Origin of the sequence: Amycolatopsis sp. BJA-103, assembly GCF_002849735.1 — a bacterium.
In the GTDB taxonomy this organism is placed as follows: domain Bacteria; phylum Actinomycetota; class Actinomycetes; order Mycobacteriales; family Pseudonocardiaceae; genus Amycolatopsis.
The window spans coordinates 496628-512227 of the sequence record NZ_CP017780.1 but is presented as its reverse complement, the minus strand read 5'-3'; the positions used below and the strand labels follow the sequence as shown (position 1 = coordinate 512227).

The 15600-nt window shown below is 69.1% G+C and carries 16 protein-coding genes; 13 read left to right on the top strand and 3 right to left on the bottom strand.

Features of this window, described 5'->3' with window-relative positions:
• Positions 1-214: 214 nt before the first annotated feature.
• The 4 genes from BKN51_RS44805 to BKN51_RS02410 are packed head-to-tail and all read left to right on the top strand — an operon-like array spanning position 215 to position 6233.
• Complete coding sequence (locus tag BKN51_RS44805) at positions 215-2449, top strand: glycosyltransferase (RefSeq protein ID WP_101606050.1); 2235 nt, start codon at positions 215-217, stop codon at positions 2447-2449.
• Entirely contained in the window at positions 2446-3720 is a 1275-nt protein-coding gene (locus tag BKN51_RS02420; protein WP_101606049.1) for a hypothetical protein, read from the top strand. Before BKN51_RS44805 ends, BKN51_RS02420 begins: the two co-directional genes overlap by 4 nt.
• Positions 3721-3741: 21 nt before the next feature.
• Positions 3742-5544: a carbamoyltransferase family protein gene (locus BKN51_RS02415; protein WP_101606048.1), complete on the top strand. Its 1803-nt coding sequence runs from the start codon at positions 3742-3744 to the stop codon at positions 5542-5544.
• Positions 5541-6233 carry a hypothetical protein gene (locus tag BKN51_RS02410; protein WP_101606047.1) on the top strand — a complete coding sequence of 231 codons (693 nt, stop codon included), beginning with the start codon at positions 5541-5543 and terminating at the stop codon, positions 6231-6233. Before BKN51_RS02415 ends, BKN51_RS02410 begins: the two co-directional genes overlap by 4 nt.
• On the opposite strand, the gene hemW is transcribed toward BKN51_RS02410, so the two are convergent.
• The 3 genes from hemW to BKN51_RS02395 all read right to left on the bottom strand — a co-directional run bounded on the left by hemW (position 6226) and on the right by BKN51_RS02395 (position 8360).
• Positions 6226-7440 carry a radical SAM family heme chaperone HemW gene (gene hemW / locus BKN51_RS02405; protein ID WP_101606046.1) on the bottom strand — a complete coding sequence of 405 codons (1215 nt, stop codon included), beginning with the start codon at positions 7438-7440 and terminating at the stop codon, positions 6226-6228. The two genes, BKN51_RS02410 and hemW, sit on opposite strands and share 8 nt — an antisense overlap.
• Before the next feature lie 64 nt (positions 7441-7504).
• The gene (locus BKN51_RS02400) at positions 7505-7861 is read right to left on the bottom strand and encodes a hypothetical protein (RefSeq protein ID WP_101606045.1); all 357 of its coding nucleotides are present in this window, start codon (positions 7859-7861) and stop codon (positions 7505-7507) included.
• Between the two features lie 85 nt (positions 7862-7946).
• Positions 7947-8360 (bottom strand): VOC family protein, encoded by a 414-nt coding sequence (locus tag BKN51_RS02395; RefSeq protein ID WP_101606044.1) that lies wholly within the window; start codon positions 8358-8360, stop codon positions 7947-7949.
• Positions 8361-8442: 82 nt separating this feature from the next.
• Here BKN51_RS02395 and BKN51_RS02390 point away from each other — a divergent pair, with 82 nt between their 5' ends.
• The 9 genes from BKN51_RS02390 (at position 8443) to BKN51_RS02355 (ending at position 15584) form a co-directional block, all read left to right on the top strand.
• A complete protein-coding gene (locus BKN51_RS02390) occupies positions 8443-9015 on the top strand; it encodes a TetR/AcrR family transcriptional regulator (RefSeq protein ID WP_101606043.1) in 573 nt (190 codons plus the stop codon).
• Between the two features lie 152 nt (positions 9016-9167).
• Positions 9168-9254 (top strand): putative leader peptide, encoded by an 87-nt coding sequence (locus BKN51_RS44860; RefSeq protein WP_360907593.1) that lies wholly within the window; start codon positions 9168-9170, stop codon positions 9252-9254.
• A 36-nt stretch (positions 9255-9290) separates the two neighbouring features.
• Positions 9291-10985 (top strand): nitrite/sulfite reductase, encoded by a 1695-nt coding sequence (locus BKN51_RS02385; RefSeq protein ID WP_101606042.1) that lies wholly within the window; start codon positions 9291-9293, stop codon positions 10983-10985.
• Positions 10982-11134: an Insertion element protein gene (locus BKN51_RS44055; RefSeq protein WP_101606041.1), complete on the top strand. Its 153-nt coding sequence runs from the start codon at positions 10982-10984 to the stop codon at positions 11132-11134. The genes BKN51_RS02385 and BKN51_RS44055 overlap by 4 nt, the downstream gene beginning before the upstream one ends.
• Positions 11131-11826 (top strand): phosphoadenylyl-sulfate reductase, encoded by a 696-nt coding sequence (locus tag BKN51_RS02375; protein WP_101606040.1) that lies wholly within the window; start codon positions 11131-11133, stop codon positions 11824-11826. Before BKN51_RS44055 ends, BKN51_RS02375 begins: the two co-directional genes overlap by 4 nt.
• A gap of 11 nt (positions 11827-11837) precedes the next feature.
• A complete protein-coding gene (cysD, locus tag BKN51_RS02370) occupies positions 11838-12758 on the top strand; it encodes a sulfate adenylyltransferase subunit CysD (protein ID WP_101606039.1) in 921 nt (306 codons plus the stop codon).
• Positions 12758-14020, top strand: coding sequence for a sulfate adenylyltransferase subunit 1 (locus BKN51_RS02365; RefSeq protein ID WP_101606038.1), 1263 nt, complete (start codon positions 12758-12760; stop codon positions 14018-14020). Before cysD ends, BKN51_RS02365 begins: the two co-directional genes overlap by 1 nt.
• The gene (locus tag BKN51_RS02360; RefSeq protein WP_101606037.1) at positions 14017-14766 is read left to right on the top strand and encodes a sirohydrochlorin chelatase; all 750 of its coding nucleotides are present in this window, start codon (positions 14017-14019) and stop codon (positions 14764-14766) included. Before BKN51_RS02365 ends, BKN51_RS02360 begins: the two co-directional genes overlap by 4 nt.
• 194 nt (positions 14767-14960) lie before the next feature.
• Positions 14961-15584, top strand: a complete 624-nt coding sequence (locus BKN51_RS02355; protein ID WP_101606036.1) for a cyclase — start codon at positions 14961-14963, stop codon at positions 15582-15584.
• The last annotated feature ends 16 nt before the right edge of the window (positions 15585-15600 follow it).

The following is a 15600-nucleotide window of genomic DNA, read 5'->3' as shown; positions in this document are numbered from 1 at the left end:
GGTTTTCGGCGAACTTCCCACCTTTTCGACTGAGCTGAAAGGACCAATTTTCCGGATGTGCTGGCGGGACCAAAGCGAACCTGCCTATAACACCGGGACCTTTCGAGCCGGCACGATCCGCCGGCCGGTCCGCGCCGAGGGGAAATATGAATCATGCACTCAGCACAGGTGACGCTACGAACACACTAGCGCACTCACCGCAGGGGTCAGGCAGATGAACTCGTCGATCCCCGGGCCTGTGCACAGTGGACTCACCGTGGTCGTCCCGTGCTTCAACGAGGTCGACAACGTGGAGCCCTCCTACCTGGAGATCATCGCCGAGTTGGGGAATCTCCCACTCGAACTGATCTATGTGGACGATGGGAGTACGGACGGGACACTGGACGTCATCCGCGCGCTGGCGCACACCGACCCTCGGGTGCGCTATCTGTCCTTCACACGCAACTTCGGGTTCGAGGCCGCTTTTTCCGCGGGTTATCGCTACGCGGGGAAACCGTGGATCTTGCATATCGACGCCGACCTGCAGTTCCCCGCTGCCGAAGCGAAGAAATTGATCATCGCGGCCGAGGCGGGATACGACGCCGTTTTCGGCGTCCGGACCAATAGGAAAGATCCTTTACTGCGGCGCTGGGGTACCGCGGCCTTCCATTTCCTCGGCCGCCGCGTGCTGCGCATCGAGATCCCGACCGGCGCGACGGCCTTCCGGCTGGTGCGCACGGAACTCGCGCGCGAAATCGTCGGCCTCCGGCTGGGCACCCCGTACTTCCTGGCCACCGTGCCGAGGCTGACCAGCCGCTACACCACGGTCCCGGTGGCACACCGGGCCAGGGAACGCGGTGAGTCCAAAGTGGGCTTCGGTTTCCTGTCCTCGCACGCCATCGAACTGTTCGTCGGCTTCACCCGGCGGCTGACGACGGTGGCTTCGGTCACGGCGATGCTCACCGCCGGGATCTCGGTGCTCGCCGGAATCGCGGCCGCCACCGGACTTCTCGGCCTGAACGCCGCTGCGGCGCTGGAGTTCGTCATGTTCGCCGTGCTGCTGACCGTGCTCGCGCTGACCGTCCGCTACCTGGTCGTGGTCGGCGCGGGGCAACCACGGCCACGGCAGTTCTACATCAGGGAAGCCAACTTCGCGGTCGACGAGGACGACCGCCTCTACGCCTCGGCCTTCGCCGAGGTCCATCCTGGGGAAAGGCAAGCGGGAGTGAAGAACACCGAAGACACGGCGGCGCCTCGGAGCCTGGTGATCCTGGGCGGCGCCGACGGTTCGGTCAGCACGTACCACCGGGCGCGGGAACTCGGGTTCCGCACCATCTGCGTCGACGTCCGCGCGAGCGCGCCGGCGGTGGCGCTGGCCGACGAGTTCGTGCAGGTCAGTGTCCGCGCGCCGGAACAGATCGCGGCCGCGCTGGACGGGCGGGACGACATCGCCGGGGTGCTCTGCCCGGCCAGCGACGTCGGGCTGCCCACGCTCGCCTGGCTCACCCGGCACTGGAACCTGCCGGATCCGCTGCCCGAAGCCGCCGTCGCCGCTTCCGTCGACAAGTCCGTCTTCCGCGCGCTCTGCGACCGCCTGCGCCTGCCGACCTACCGCAGTGTCGGCGGGAAACCGGGGCCGGATCTCGCCCTCGCCGCGCAACAGCTGCGGTTCCCCACGTTGGTGAAACCGGTCGACTCCTCCGGGAGCCGCGGTGTCGTCTCGTGCCCGAGCCCCGGCGGTCTGGACACCGCGTTCACCGAGTCGCTCGCGTTCTCGCCGTCCGGACGGCTCGTCGTCGAAGAGCACCTCGACGGCTCGCACTACACGATCGAAGCGCTCGTGGTCGACGGCCGGATCGTGTTCCACGCGGTCACCCGGCGCACACTCACCCCGCCGCCGTTCTTCGTGACGGCGTCCCACCTCCTGCCCGCCGGGTTGCCGCCGGTGGTCGATCGGGCGCTGCCGCTCATGCTGACCGCGTTGTGCGCGGAACTCGGCTACCGCACCGGGCCGCTCACGCTCGACGCCGTCCTCGGCCGCGACGGGAAGTTCTACCTGATCGAAATGGGCGCCAGGATGGGCGGGAACGGCCTGGCGGAGGCGATCGCGCTCAGCACCGGCGTCGATCTGATCGCCGCGGGGATCGCCGCCGCGACCGGCGGCGAGGTCGTGCTCTCGCCGCGCGACCCGAGGCCGACGCTGGTGCACATCCTCGCGTCCGACCGAGGCGGCCGGATCGTCCGGATCGAAGGCACCGACGAGGTCCGCGCGATGCCCTCGGTGAGCAGCCTGGAGCTGTTCGCGGAAGAGGATTCCTTCGTCAAGCCGTACGAGCAGGCGGGCTACAAGATGGGCTACGCCGTGCTTTCGGCGCCGACCGTCCCCGACGTGCTGGCGGCGGAGGACGAGATGCGCGGCACCCTGAAGTTCCTGCTCGACGAGCAGGGTCTGGCGGTACCGCTCCCTTGACCGGAACCTCGCTTTCCGAGGGCACCGCGTCGATCGCGGCGCCGAAACGTTCGACGGTGCTGCGGCTGCTCGCGGGCCGGGGCGTTTTCCGGCTGGCGATCCAGGCCATGGGGCTGGTCCTGATCACCGCATGGGGAGCACACGACTACGGCCGGTTCGCCACCGCGCTCGGGCTGATGTCGTGGCTGAACTTCGTCCCGTCGGCGGCCGAGAAGTCCGCGCTGAAATGCCTGCCCCGGCTGAACGTGACCCGGAACGCGGTCGCGGCACTGGCGATCCGGATGGCCGCGGTGCCCGTGCTGGTGGTCCTGGCGGCGATGGCCGTCGCGCTCGTGCTCGCCCCGCGTTCGGACGCGGCGCTGTACCTGACGGCCGCGAGCTGGTCGATCTCCAGTGGGCTGCTGATGACCGTCTCGGGACTGCACCGGTTCCGCGGCAAGTCCACTTTGGACGCGCTGGCCTTCACCGCGGGCGCGCTGGTGGTCGGCGTCGTGACCATGGGCACCTGGTTCGCGCGCTGGTCGCCGCTGACGCACCTCGCGTTGCTGCTCGGCGGGATCCTTCTCATCCTGGCGGGCTCCGCCGCGTTGCTGCCGAAGGAGTGGCTGCGCGCGGAAAGGATCGACGGTCACCGGCTCTGGCCCGCGTTCGGCCGCACCACCGTGTTGCTCGGGCTGACCGAGGTACTGGACGTCCTGGCGACGTCGACGGTGTTCGGGGTCCTCGCCCTGGCGGGCCGGACCGTCGACAGTGGACCGTTCTACCTCGCTTTGCTGGCCAGCAGCGCGTTCTGTTCACTGCTGTTCTATCAGCTGAGGGTGCACCAGCCCGCGATCTCGGCACGGATGCGCGGCAGCGGGGCGGCGGCGGGCCGGGCCCGGGCCGCCGAGCTGCTCAAGCTGGTCGAACGGGGCTCGCTGGTCTTCCTCGTCCTGGCGGGGATCGCACTCGCGATCCCGGCGGCCCGCGTGGTGCTGACCGCCGAGGACACCGTCGGCGCGTACGTGGTGCTCGGTGTCTTCGTCCTGGCCGAAACGGTGCTGTTCGCCGTCCGGCTCTACGCGGGCTTCCTGATCGAGAACACCAACAGCAAGGTCCTCACCCTGACCGCGGCGGCCTCGATCGCCGGACTCGTCGCCACTCCGCTGGCCGCCGCCGCGCTCGTCCCGGCGATGGGCCCGGTCGGCGGGTTCGCCGCCCTCGTCTTCGCCATCGGTGTGCGGGCGGCCGTGCTCCGGCGGCTACTGCGCCGCCATCATCCCGAACTCTGAATGTCGCACTGGAGAAGGAACATGTACGTACTGGGTATCAGCAGGGTCCACGATTCGGCGGCCGCGCTCGTGCGCGACGGCGAGATCATCGCGTTCGCCGAAGAGGAACGCTTCACCCGGGTGAAGCACGACGGGGGCTTTCCCGCGGAGGCGATCAAGTTCTGCCTGGAGCGCGGCGGGATCACGCTCGCCGACGTCGACCACGTCGCCTACTACTGGCAGCGCTGGCGCGAGGGCATCCACGCGGCGAAGGTGTTCGCGCGGTATTTCCCGGCGACGCTCGAGGTGTTCCGCAACCGGAACGGCGACGACGGCGGCTCCTCGGCGAGCTTGGTGGAGACGTTCAAGACCGGTGGTGGCAAAGGGGTCGACGACTACCACGTCGGCGGCGCGGTGCTCGCGCACCTCAAGCGCTCCTACACCCTCGAACGCGACGTGAAGGAAGCCGTGGGCTGGACCGGGCCGACGAAGTTCAAGACGCATCTGGTCGACCACCACAAGGCGCACGCCGCCAGCGGGTACTTCATCTCACCGTGGGAAGAGTCGGCGGTGCTCACCTTCGACGGCATCGGCAGCGACGGCACCGCGACCTATCTGGGGCACGGCAAGGGGAACCGGATCATCGACATCCGGCGAATCAAGTTCCCGCACTCGCTCGGCGCGATGTACGCCGGCGTCACCGGCTACCTCGGCTTCTACCCGACCCGTGACGAAGGAAAGATCATGGGACTGGCGCCGCTCGGCACTGACACCTATGTCGACGCGTTCAAGCAGCTGATCCATCTCGACGACGACGGCGGTTACGAGCTCGATCTCGGCTTCTTCGGTCACCACCGCACCGGCAAGCACGTGATGTCGAAGAAGTTCACCGACCTGTTCGGCCCGGCGCGGCCCAAGACCCGGGTCACCGCCGAGAACCCGGTGCCGCAGCACTACTGCGACATCGCGTACGCCTCGCAGGTCACCTTGGAGGAGGCCGGGCTGCACCTGGCGCGCTGGCTGCAGCGGGAGACAGGGTCACGGAGGCTGTCCGTCGCGGGCGGTGTCGCGCTGAACAGCGTGATGAACGGGCGGATCCTGCTGGAAACCCCGTTCGAAGACTTCTTCGCCCAGCCCGCCGCCGCCGATGACGGCTGCGCGATCGGCGCGGCGCTGGAGGTGTCGGTCGGCAAGTACGGCAAGCCGCGCCCCCGCGACGGCTACACCTACACCGGACCGGACTACACCGAGGCCGAGATGGAACTGGCCCTGCAGGACGCCGGAGTCCACTACACCAAGGTCGACGACATCGCCGCGCACACGGCGAAGAAGATCTCCGAAGGCAAGATCATCGGCTGGGTGCAGGGCCGGATGGAATGCGGGCCGCGCGCGCTCGGCAACCGCTCGCTGGTGGCCGACCCGCGCGACCCCAATTCGAAGACGCGGATGAACGAGAAGGTCAAGCACCGCGAGGCGTTCCGGCCGTTCGCCCCGTCATGCCTGGCGGAACGCGCGGGCGACTGGTTCGTCAGCGACTACCCGTCGCCGGTCATGCTGCTGGTGTTCGACGTCCTGCCGGACAAACGCGACGAGGTCCCGGCCATCACCCACGTCGACGGGACCGCCCGCGTGCAGACGGTGAGCGAGCCGGGCAATCCGCTGTACTACCGGATGATCAGCGAGTTCGAGAAGCTCACCGGGGTGCCGATGGTGGTCAACACCTCGTTCAACGACAACAACGAACCGATCGTCGCCAGCCCGGCCGACGCGGTGGCCTGCTACCTGAAGACCGACGTCGACGCGCTCGCCCTCGGGCCGTTCTGGGCCGAGAAGGACACCCTGTGACCGCCACGCTGCCCAGCACGGATGGCTGGGTTCCCGCGCTCTACCGGCGCCGAAAGTGGCTGTGGCTGGTGGCCGCCGTCCCGGCTGTGATGACCGCGCTGCTGATCATGGTGGTCCTGCCGCCGGACCAGACGCTGGACAACGTCGTGGACTGGGCGTTCAAGCTGTGCCCGTTCGTGTTCGCGGTCGCGACGGTGGCGCTCTTCCCTCGCACCAAGTGGGGTCCCGCGCTGATCGTGCTCGCGGTGTTCGTCTACATGTCCTATTTGGACACCGAACTGGTCATGCGGATCCAGGCGTTCGCCAGGAACGCGGCCACCGACGAGGACGCCTTCCAGCCGGTGTACCAGTTCGAACTGTTCGTCGTGACGTTCATCGTCCTGTTCGGGCTGATGGCGTACCGGCTGGGCGGCGGCCGGACGGCGAACGTGCTCAAGACCGGCGTCGCCGCGATCCTGGTGGTGATCTCGGGCGCGAACGACCTGACGTTCTGGGCGCTCAACGACGTCTGGTCCGCCGGGACGAAACCGGCGGAGCTCAAGTGGGCGTCGCACATGATCGTGTTCCTCGGCGGGCCGCCGAGCGTTCCCGCTGCGGTGGCGTTCATGGTGGTGCACCTGGCGCTGGCGGCCGTCGTGGTGGCGCTGCCGGTCGGCCGGTGGGTCGACCGGGCGCTGGGCCTCAGGTGAGCCGCCGCACCAGTCCATCCGCGAGCAACCGCCCGCGATCGGTCAGCACCGCCCGGTCCTGACCGTCCAAAGCGGACTGATCGAGCAACCCCTCGGCGGCGGCGACGCGGGCTTCGGCCCGGCCGTCGTCGTCGAGGGCGTCGAGCGGAAGTCCTTCGGACAGCCGGAGTTCCAGCATCACGCGTTCCAGATGCCGGTCTTCGTCGGTCAGCAGTTCGCGGCCCGCGGCCGGTGAGTCCCCGGCGGCGAGCGAGGCGGCGTACCGGGCCGGATGTTTGACGTTCCACCAGCGGACGCCGCCGACGTGGCTGTGCGCGCCCGGCCCGGCGCCCCACCAGTCGCCGCCGCGCCAGTAGCCGATGTTGTGCCGGCAGCGGGATTCCTCCGAGGTCGCCCAGTTGGACACCTCGTACCAGCGCAGACCCGCCGGAGCGAGGACGCGGTCGATCAGTTCGTAGTCGGCGGCCAGCACGTCGTCGTCCGGCGCGGGCAGTTCGCCGCGGCGGATGCGGCGGGCGAGCGCGGTGCCCTCCTCGACGATCAGCGCGTACGCCGAGACGTGGTCGACACCGGCGGCCAGCACCGCGTCCAGCGAAGCCTGGAGGTCTTCGACCCGCTCCCCCGGTGTGCCGTAGATGACGTCGAGGTTGACGTGCTCGAATCCGGCGGCCCGTGCTTCCGCCGCCGCCGCGACCGGACGGCCGGGGGTGTGCACGCGGTCGAGGATCTTCAAGACGTGCTGTGCGGCCGACTGCATCCCGAGCGAGATCCGGTTGTATCCGGCGTCACGGATACCGTCGAAGAACTCGCGCGAGGTGGACTCCGGATTGGACTCCGTCGTCACCTCGGCGTCGGGCGCGAGGCCGAACGTGTCCCGTACGGCGTCGAGGACGCTTCGGAGCCCTTCGGCGCCGAGCAGCGACGGAGTGCCTCCGCCAACGAAGACGGTGTCGACCGCGGGCGGCTTCCCGAGGACGCGCGCGGCCAGGTCGAACTCGCGCTTGAGGCCTTCCAGCCAGGACTGCGGCGACGAATCGCTGTCCAGCTCACCGGCGGTGTAGGTGTTGAAATCGCAGTAGCCGCACCGGGTCGCGCAGAACGGGACATGCACGTAGACACCGAACGGCCGGGTGCCGAGCCCTTCCAGCGCGCTCTCGGGGAGCGCCGACTCGACGGGCGTGGTGGTTTCGGGCAGCAGTGCGGGCACACCCCAGTGTCCCCCACGCCGTGAAGGCCTCCTTCCCCGGGGAAAGAGGCCTTCACGGATCGCGCTATCTGTCGGCGATGTGCACCTTGACCGACGTCGAGCGGGTGCCGTCCTCGAACCGCACCCAGACGAGGGTCTCCATGCTCAACGAGTAGTCGTTGACCACGTAGTCGAGCGACCAGTCGCCGTACTCGTCGGACTGGACGTCACGGCTCATGTTCACCTCGACCAGCACCACGTTGGCGAGGTGCCCCCGGGCGTTCGGCGAGCAGCCGACCGCCTCGAACCGGTACGAGCCGCCCTTGTGCAGCACCGCCCCCTCGTCGGGCGAAACCAGCCTGCACCCCTGCTCGGCCCCGGAAGCCGTACCCGGGACCAGCAGGGACGCCAGCACCATCGCGGCGACCACCCATCGGCGCATGCGCAACTCCTCCGTCCAGTGTGGATCGGAGACCGAAGCTAGCGGCGACGGAGAGTCCGCGCGGCCCCACTCACCCGAAGCGGTACTAGGCCAACCCGTTAGCGGCCAGCCACTCCTGGCTCGGCGGGATCACCTCGATGATGTCGATGAGGAAGCCGTTGAGGTCCTCGATATAGAAGTGCCGCTGGCCGAATTCCTCGTCCACGAGCTCCGTGACGATCTTGACCCCCTCCCCGCGCAGCCGCTCGTACTCGGCCGCCGCGTCGGCGACCATCAGGCCGACCATCGACCCGGCGGGCTCCTGCGCCCGCCAAGGCTCCGGCGTGGCCTTGTGACCGCGCTTCGCGAAGCTCATCTCATAGCCCGGCACTCCGACGTTGAGGCTCGAGAACCAGTCGAGCTCGATCGTCACCGTCAACTGCAGGTGCCGCTTCCACCAGGCGGTGGTCTCGGCGATGTCGTCGACGAGCACACAGGCACCGAAACCGCTGAGTTGCATTTGGTGTTTTCCTCCCAGAAGAACCACTTGATGTGTAGTACTATAGACATAGTGGTTTGATCGAAGCAAGGAGAATGTTCCGATGCGACAGAACCCGGAGCGCCGGACCGCCCTCACCGACGCCGCCATCACCGTCCTCGCCCGCGAGGGCGCCCGCGGGCTCACCTACCGCGCCGTGGACGTCGAAGCCGACGTCCCGCCCGGCACGACGTCCAATTACTTCCGGAACCGGGACCAGCTGCTCGGCGAGGTCGGCGTCCGCGTGCAGGAAAGGCTGTCGGCACCGGCCGACGTCATGGCGAATCCGCAGGCCGAGACGCCGTCCCACGACCGGGTCGGCGTCCTGCTCGGCGAACTCATGGGACGGCTGACCGGCCACCGCGAGCCGTATCTCGCCCTGCTCGAACTCCGGCTCGAAGCCACCCGGCGCCCGGAACTGGCGGCCGAGCTGACCAAGACCATCCGCGAGGGCATCGACATGAGCGTCGACTGGCACGTCTCGGCGGGAATGCCGGGCGGGCGGGCGGAGGTCCTGCTGATGTATCTCGCCCTGACCGGGCTCACCGTCGAACGGCTCACCCTCCCGGAGGTCCTCGCGGACGTCACCGACGAAGACGTCATCCGGCTCATCGTGGACCGCGTCCTCCCCTCTTGAGGCTTGCGCGTTCTGCGTCACAGTGGCGGCGGCGAACCCGGACTTGACCTTCGAAACAGGCGCCTGAACAGCGGAAACAGTCGTATCCGAACCCTGTTCCCAGCATTCGGACCGGCCTAGACCACATAGTGGGCGCGTGGCACGCTGAACGAATGACCCGCGCCGGAATCACCCTCGTGGCACGCCGCCACGTGGATCTCCGTCGTGTGGCCAGCGCGCTCTGTGCGACGAACCGCTGACTCCCCGCCACCACCACGATCTGCCGGAGGACTCCCATGTCGTCGCCCACGCGCGAGACCCCTGCCCGCACGCCCCGGGTCAAACAAAAACGGGGCGAGGGACAGTGGGCGTTGGGGTACCGCGAACCGCTGAACCCCAACGAACGGTCCAAGAAGGACGACGACCCGCTCAACGTCCGGGCGCGGATCGAGAACATCTACGCCCACCGCGGGTTCGACTCGATCGACCCCGGTGACCTCCGCGGCCGGTTCCGCTGGTTCGGCCTCTACACCCAGCGCAAGCCGGGCATCGACGGCGGCCGCACCGCGACGCTGGAGCCCGAAGAGCTCGACGACCGCTACTTCATGCTGCGGGTCCGGCTCGACGGCGGCGCGCTGACCACGGATCAGCTCGCCGTGCTCGCCGAGATCTCGCAGACCCACGCACGCGACACCGCCGACATCACCGACCGGCAGAACATCCAGTACCACTGGATCCAGGTCGAGGACGTCCCGACGATCTGGGCCAAGCTGGAGAAGGCCGGGATGACCACGATGGAGGCCTGCGGCGACAGCCCGCGCGTCATCCTCGGCTCCCCGGTCGCCGGCATCGCCGCGGACGAGGTCATCGACGGCACGCCCGCGATCGACGAGATCAAACGCCGCTACATCGGCGACCCGCGGTACTCGAACCTGCCACGCAAGTTCAAGACCGCGATCTCGGGCCAGCAGGACGTCGCCCACGAGATCCACGACATCGCCTTCGTCGGGGTGAACCACCCCGAGCACGGGCCCGGCTTCGACCTCTGGGTCGGCGGCGGCCTGTCCACCAACCCGATGATCGGGCAGCGGCTGGGCGCCTGGGTCCCCCTGGAAGAGGTCCCCGACGTCTGGGAAGGCGTGATCAGCGTCTTCCGCGACTACGGCTACCGGCGCCTGCGCGCCCGCGCCCGCATCAAGTTCCTGGTGAAGGACTGGGGTGCCGCGAAGTTCCGCCAGGTGCTGGAGGACGAGTACCTCAAGCGCAAGCTGACCGACGGCCCGGCGCCCGAGGTGCCCGCCACCCAGATCGACCACGTCGGCGTGCACCCGCAGACCGACGGCAAGTTCTACGTCGGCGCCGCGCCGATCGCGGGCCGCGTCTCCGGCGCCACCCTGCTGGCGGTCGCGAAGGCCGTCGAACGCGCCGGATCGAACCGCGTCAGGCTTACGCCGCAACAGAAACTCGTCGTCCTCGACGTCCCCGAAGCCGAGGTCGCCGGGCTGAAGGCCGAACTGGCCGACCTCGGCCTGCAGACCGAGCCGTCGCCGTGGCGGCGCGGGATCATGGCCTGCACCGGGCTGGAGTACTGCAAGCTCGCCATCGTCGAGACCAAGGCCCGCGCCATCCAGCTGGTCGACGAACTGGAGAAGCGGCTCGCCGACATCCAGGCCGAGATCGAGAACCCGGTGACCGTGCACCTCAACGGCTGCCCCAACTCCTGCGCGCGGATCCAGACCGCCGACATCGGGCTCAAGGGCCAGATCGTCACCGACGAGGACGGCAAACAGGTCGAAGGCTTCCAGGTGCACCTCGGCGGCGGGCTCGGCCTGGACGCCGGGTTCGGCCGGAAACTGCGCGGGCACAAGGTGACCGCGTCGGAGCTGACCGCGTACGTCGAACGGATCGTGCGGGCGTACCTCGCCGGCCGCGAACCCGGCGAACGGTTCGCCCAGTGGGTCACGCGGGCCGAAGAAAGCGCCCTGCAGTGACCGAACGAGCGACGCCGTATCACTGCCCTTTCTGTGGCGATGAAGACCTGCGGCCGGAAGAGGGCGGCTCTTGGCTGTGCTCGGCCTGCCGCCGGGTCTTCACCGTGAAATTCCTCGGACTGTCCTTCCCGGAGGTGTCACCAGGATGACCGCCACTGCCGACTACAAGACCCTCGCCGAACGGGCCTCGAAGGAACTCGCCGAAGCGACCGCCACCGAGGCCCTGCACTGGACCGCGGAGACGTTCGGCGACGACTTCATCGTCGCGTCGAACATGCAGGACGCCGTCCTCATCGATCTGGCCACCCAGGTCAAACCCGACGTCGACGTGCTGTTCCTGCAGACCGGCTACCACTTCCCGGAGACCATCGGCACCCGCGACGCGGTGCAGGCGGTCTATCCCGGCGTGCGGATCGTGAACGCCCAGGCCGCGCAGAGCGTCGCCGAACAGGACGCGGAGTACGGCCCGAAACTGCACGAACGCGACCCGACCCAGTGCTGCCAGCTGCGCAAGGTCGTGCCGCTGCGGAACACGCTCGCGAAGTACTCGGCGTGGGTGACCGGCGTCCGCCGGGTCGACGCGCCGACCCGCGCGAACACCCCCATCGTCACCTGGGACGACCGCAACGGGCTGGTGAAGATCAACCCGATCGCGCCGTGGTCCGACGACGAGTTCAGGGACTACATCGACGAACACGGAATCCTCGAGAACCCGTTGGTGTCCATCGGTTATCTGTCGATCGGCTGCGCGCCGTGCACCGCGAAGGTCGCTCCGGGTCAGGACCCGCGCAGTGGCCGGTGGGCCGGGCAGGGCAAGACCGAGTGCGGCTTGCACGGCTGAGAAGGGACGACATGACCACGCTCGAACCGGCCGCTGACGCCGCCACGGACAACCTGGCGGCGCTGGAATCCGAGGCCATCCACATCTTCCGCGAGGTGGCGGGCGAGTTCGACCGGCCGGTGATCCTGTTCTCCGGCGGCAAGGACTCGACGCTCCTGCTGCACCTGGCGATCAAGGCGTTCTGGCCCGCGCCGGTGCCGTTCCCGTTGTTGCACGTGGACACCGGGCACAACCTCGACGAGGTCATCGACTTCCGCGACCGCGTGGTCGAGCAGCACGGGCTGCGGCTGCTCGTGGCGAAGGTGCAGGACTGGATCGACGACGGCAGGCTCGAAGAGCGCGCCGACGGGATGCGCAACCCGCTGCAGACCACGCCACTGCTCGACACGATCGCCGAGAACAAGTTCGACGCGGTCTTCGGCGGCGGGCGCCGCGACGAGGAACGCGCCCGCGCCAAGGAGCGGATCTTCAGTCTCCGCAACGCTTTCGGCCAGTGGGAGCCGCGTCGGCAGCGCCCCGAACTGTGGAACCTCTACAACGGCCGTCACCGCCCCGGCGAGCAGGTCCGCGTCTTCCCGCTGTCCAACTGGACCGAAGCGGACGTCTGGAACTACATCGCGCGGGAGAAGGTCGAGCTGCCGTCGATCTACTACGCGCACCGGCGCGAGGTCTACCAGCGCGACGGCATGTGGCTGACCGAAGGGCCCTGGGGCGGGCCACGGCCGGGCGAGGAAGTCAAGGAACTGACCGTGCGCTACCGGACCGTCGGCGACGGTTCGTGCACCGGCGCCATCGAATCGACCGCCGCCACGGTGGACGAGGTCATCGCCGAGGTCTCGGCCTCCCGGCTCACCGAACGCGGCGCCACCCGCGCCGACGACCGGATGTCGGAGGCGGCGATGGAAGACCGCAAGCGTGAGGGGTACTTCTGATGTCCAGCCTTCTCCGGCTCGCGACCGCGGGCAGCGTGGACGACGGGAAGTCGACCCTGGTCGGGCGGCTCCTGTACGACACCAAATCCGTTCTCGCCGACCAGCTGGACGCGGTCACCCGCGCCAGTGTCGACAAGGGACTGTCCACTCCGGACCTCTCGCTGCTCGTGGACGGCCTGCGCTCGGAACGCGAGCAGGGCATCACGATCGACGTGGCGTACCGGTATTTCGCGACGCCGAGGCGCAGCTTCGTGCTCGCGGACACCCCTGGCCACGTGCAGTACACGCGGAACACGGTGACCGGGGCGTCCACCGCGCAACTGGCCGTGCTGCTGGTCGACGCGCGCAAGGGCGTCATCGAGCAGACCCGCCGTCACGCGGCGGTGCTCGCCCTGCTGGGTGTCCCGCATCTGGTGCTGGCGGTGAACAAGATCGACCTCGTCGGCTACGACGAAGCGACCTTCACCGTGATCGCCGAGGAGTTCGCCGAGCACGCCGCGTCCTTGGGCTACGAGCGGGGTTCCGTGCTCGCGGTGCCGGTTTCGGCGCTGGAGGGCGACAACGTCGCGGAGAAGTCGGACAAGACCCCGTGGTACTCCGGCCCGACCCTGCTGGAGCACCTGGAAACCGTGCCCGTGGCGCCGGATCCGCACGATTCGGCGTTCCGCTTCCCGGTGCAGTACGTGATCCGGCCGCGCACGGCCGACCACCCCGACTACCGGGGTTACGCGGGACAGATCGCGGCGGGCACGGTCCGGCCGGGTGACGAGATCGTCGTGCTCCCGCAAGGCCTCCGGAGCCGGGTGGAGGGTATCGACACCGCCGACGGGCCGCTTTCCGAAGCCGGGTCGGGCACCTCGGTGACCCTGTTGCTGGCGGACGATCTCGACATCTCGCGGGGTGATCTGATCGCCGCCGCCGACCGGCAGCCGACGGTGACCGACGAGATCACCGCGACCCTGTGCTGGCTCTCGGCCAAGCCGCTCAAACCGGGCGCGCGGGTGCTGGTGAAGCACGGCACGCGGACGGTACAGGCCCTGGTCGGCGAACTCCACGCCCGCTTCGACGAGCAGACGTTGTCCAGTGTGGACGGTCCGGCCACCTTGGAGCTCAACGACATCGGCCGGGTCACGCTGAGGCTGGCCGAGGAGATCGGCGTGGACGACTACGGCGTCAGCCCGCGGACGGGCGCGTTCCTGGTCATCGACCCGAAGGACGGCGACACCCTGGCCGCCGGGCTCGTCGGCGAAAGGTTCGCATGACCCCGAGCCGCACTCCGCCACTGGTCGCCGTCGCCCACGGCAGCCGCGATCCGCGGTCCGCCGCGACCATCCGCGCCCTGCTCGACGTCTCCCGCGGGCTGGCGCCGGGCCTCGACATCCGTGAGTCCTTTTTGGACCTCTCGGAGCCGTTGCTCACCGACGCCCTGCGCGGTCTCTACGCCGAGGGGCATCGCGAGGTCGTCGTGGTGCCGCTGCTGCTCGGCGTGGCCTACCACGCCCGGGTCGACCTGCCCGCGCTCGTCGCCGAGGCGACCGCGGACTGTCCCGGCCTCGACGTGCGGGTTTCCGGGGTGCTGGGCATCGACCCGATCATCGAGACGGTCGCGCTGGACCGGCTCACCGAAGCGGGGGCCGATCTGGACGATCCCGGACTGGGGGTCCTGCTGGCGGGTGTCGGCTCGTCGAACGTCGCGGCGAACGACGCGGTCGCCGGGATCACCACCCGCTGGCATCTGCGTCGCGGGCTGCTCGCGACACCCGCCTTCGCCAGCGCCGCGCAGCCGGACGTCCCCGCCGCCATCGCGCGGTTGCGGCTCAACGGCGCGCGGCGGCTCGCCGTCGCGGGCTGGTTCCTCGCGCCGGGACTGCTGCCGGACCGGATCGCGCGTCTGGCCCGCGAAGCCGACCCGTCGGTGATCGTCGCCGGGCCGCTGGGACCGGATCCGCGGATCGCCGGGCTCGTCCTGGACCGCTACGACGTCGCCGCCGCCCGGCTCGCCGCCTGATCGTTCATCGGCACAGTAGCGCGACTCGTCCCGTTCGGGCGCTTGATACCGATCTTCGGAGGGTCTTGTTCCCAGTTCCGTGACGCCTCGCGTATGGGAACGGAGAATTCTTGACGGGTTACTTAACTTGCCGGTAACTCTCTAAACGCTGCGCAGCGCCCTTTCTCCCCATCGAACCCCCAGGTAGGTGGAACATGAAGGCTGCCATCCGTGCCCTCGTCTGCGCTTCGGCCGTCCTCGTCCCGTTAGTCGGTCTCTCCGCCCCGGCTTCGGCGGCGACCACCGTCGTCTTCGACTGCGAGGCGAAACCGCCGCTCGTCGGGAACAAGTACCTCAAGCTGAACCAGGACGCCGACGTCACCGCGCCCGCCACGGTCGCGCCCGGTGCCGCCCTCGACGTCGTCATCGACCCGGCGGCCAACACCGTCCCGGCCGAGGTCAGCGGGTACAAGGTCAAGCACATCAAGGACTTCGCGCTGAAGATCCCGATCCCGGCGAACTCGACCTGGGTGGGCGCCGAGCTCAGCGGCGGCTCCGGCATCGGCTCGACCCCGCCGAAGATCACCGTCTCGGGCAGCGTCGCGACGCTGAGCTTCCCCGGCCCGATCGCGGGCGGCTCGACGTTCGAACTGCCGACCGTCACCGCGCACCTCACCGCGGGCTCGTCCGGCACCATCGAGACGAAACTGGCGGGCAGCGGCTACGGCGACCCGGGCCTGACGTTCACCGCGGTGGTCAGCGCCGGCTTCGACGTCTCGGCGCCGACGTCGTGTTTCCCGAACCCCAGCCCCACCTTCACCACGACGACGATCGGCTGAGCGGCGCCTGCGCCAC

Excerpts from the sequence above, each read along its gene's own strand:
- BKN51_RS44805 (WP_101606050.1), top strand. The coding sequence starts at position 215 with ATGAACTCGTCGATCCCCGGGCCTGTGCACAGTGGACTCACCGTGGTC.
- BKN51_RS02415 (WP_101606048.1), top strand. The coding sequence starts at position 3,742 with ATGTACGTACTGGGTATCAGCAGGGTCCACGATTCGGCGGCCGCGCTC.
- BKN51_RS02400 (WP_101606045.1), bottom strand. The coding sequence starts at position 7,861 with ATGCGCCGATGGGTGGTCGCCGCGATGGTGCTGGCGTCCCTGCTGGTC.
- BKN51_RS02395 (WP_101606044.1), bottom strand. The coding sequence starts at position 8,360 with ATGCAACTCAGCGGTTTCGGTGCCTGTGTGCTCGTCGACGACATCGCC.
- BKN51_RS02390 (WP_101606043.1), top strand. The coding sequence starts at position 8,443 with ATGCGACAGAACCCGGAGCGCCGGACCGCCCTCACCGACGCCGCCATC.
- BKN51_RS44860 (WP_360907593.1), top strand. The coding sequence starts at position 9,168 with ATGACCCGCGCCGGAATCACCCTCGTGGCACGCCGCCACGTGGATCTC.
- BKN51_RS02385 (WP_101606042.1), top strand. The coding sequence starts at position 9,291 with ATGTCGTCGCCCACGCGCGAGACCCCTGCCCGCACGCCCCGGGTCAAA.
- BKN51_RS02375 (WP_101606040.1), top strand. The coding sequence starts at position 11,131 with ATGACCGCCACTGCCGACTACAAGACCCTCGCCGAACGGGCCTCGAAG.
- cysD (WP_101606039.1), top strand. The coding sequence starts at position 11,838 with ATGACCACGCTCGAACCGGCCGCTGACGCCGCCACGGACAACCTGGCG.
- BKN51_RS02365 (WP_101606038.1), top strand. The coding sequence starts at position 12,758 with ATGTCCAGCCTTCTCCGGCTCGCGACCGCGGGCAGCGTGGACGACGGG.
- BKN51_RS02360 (WP_101606037.1), top strand. The coding sequence starts at position 14,017 with ATGACCCCGAGCCGCACTCCGCCACTGGTCGCCGTCGCCCACGGCAGC.
- BKN51_RS02355 (WP_101606036.1), top strand. The coding sequence starts at position 14,961 with ATGAAGGCTGCCATCCGTGCCCTCGTCTGCGCTTCGGCCGTCCTCGTC.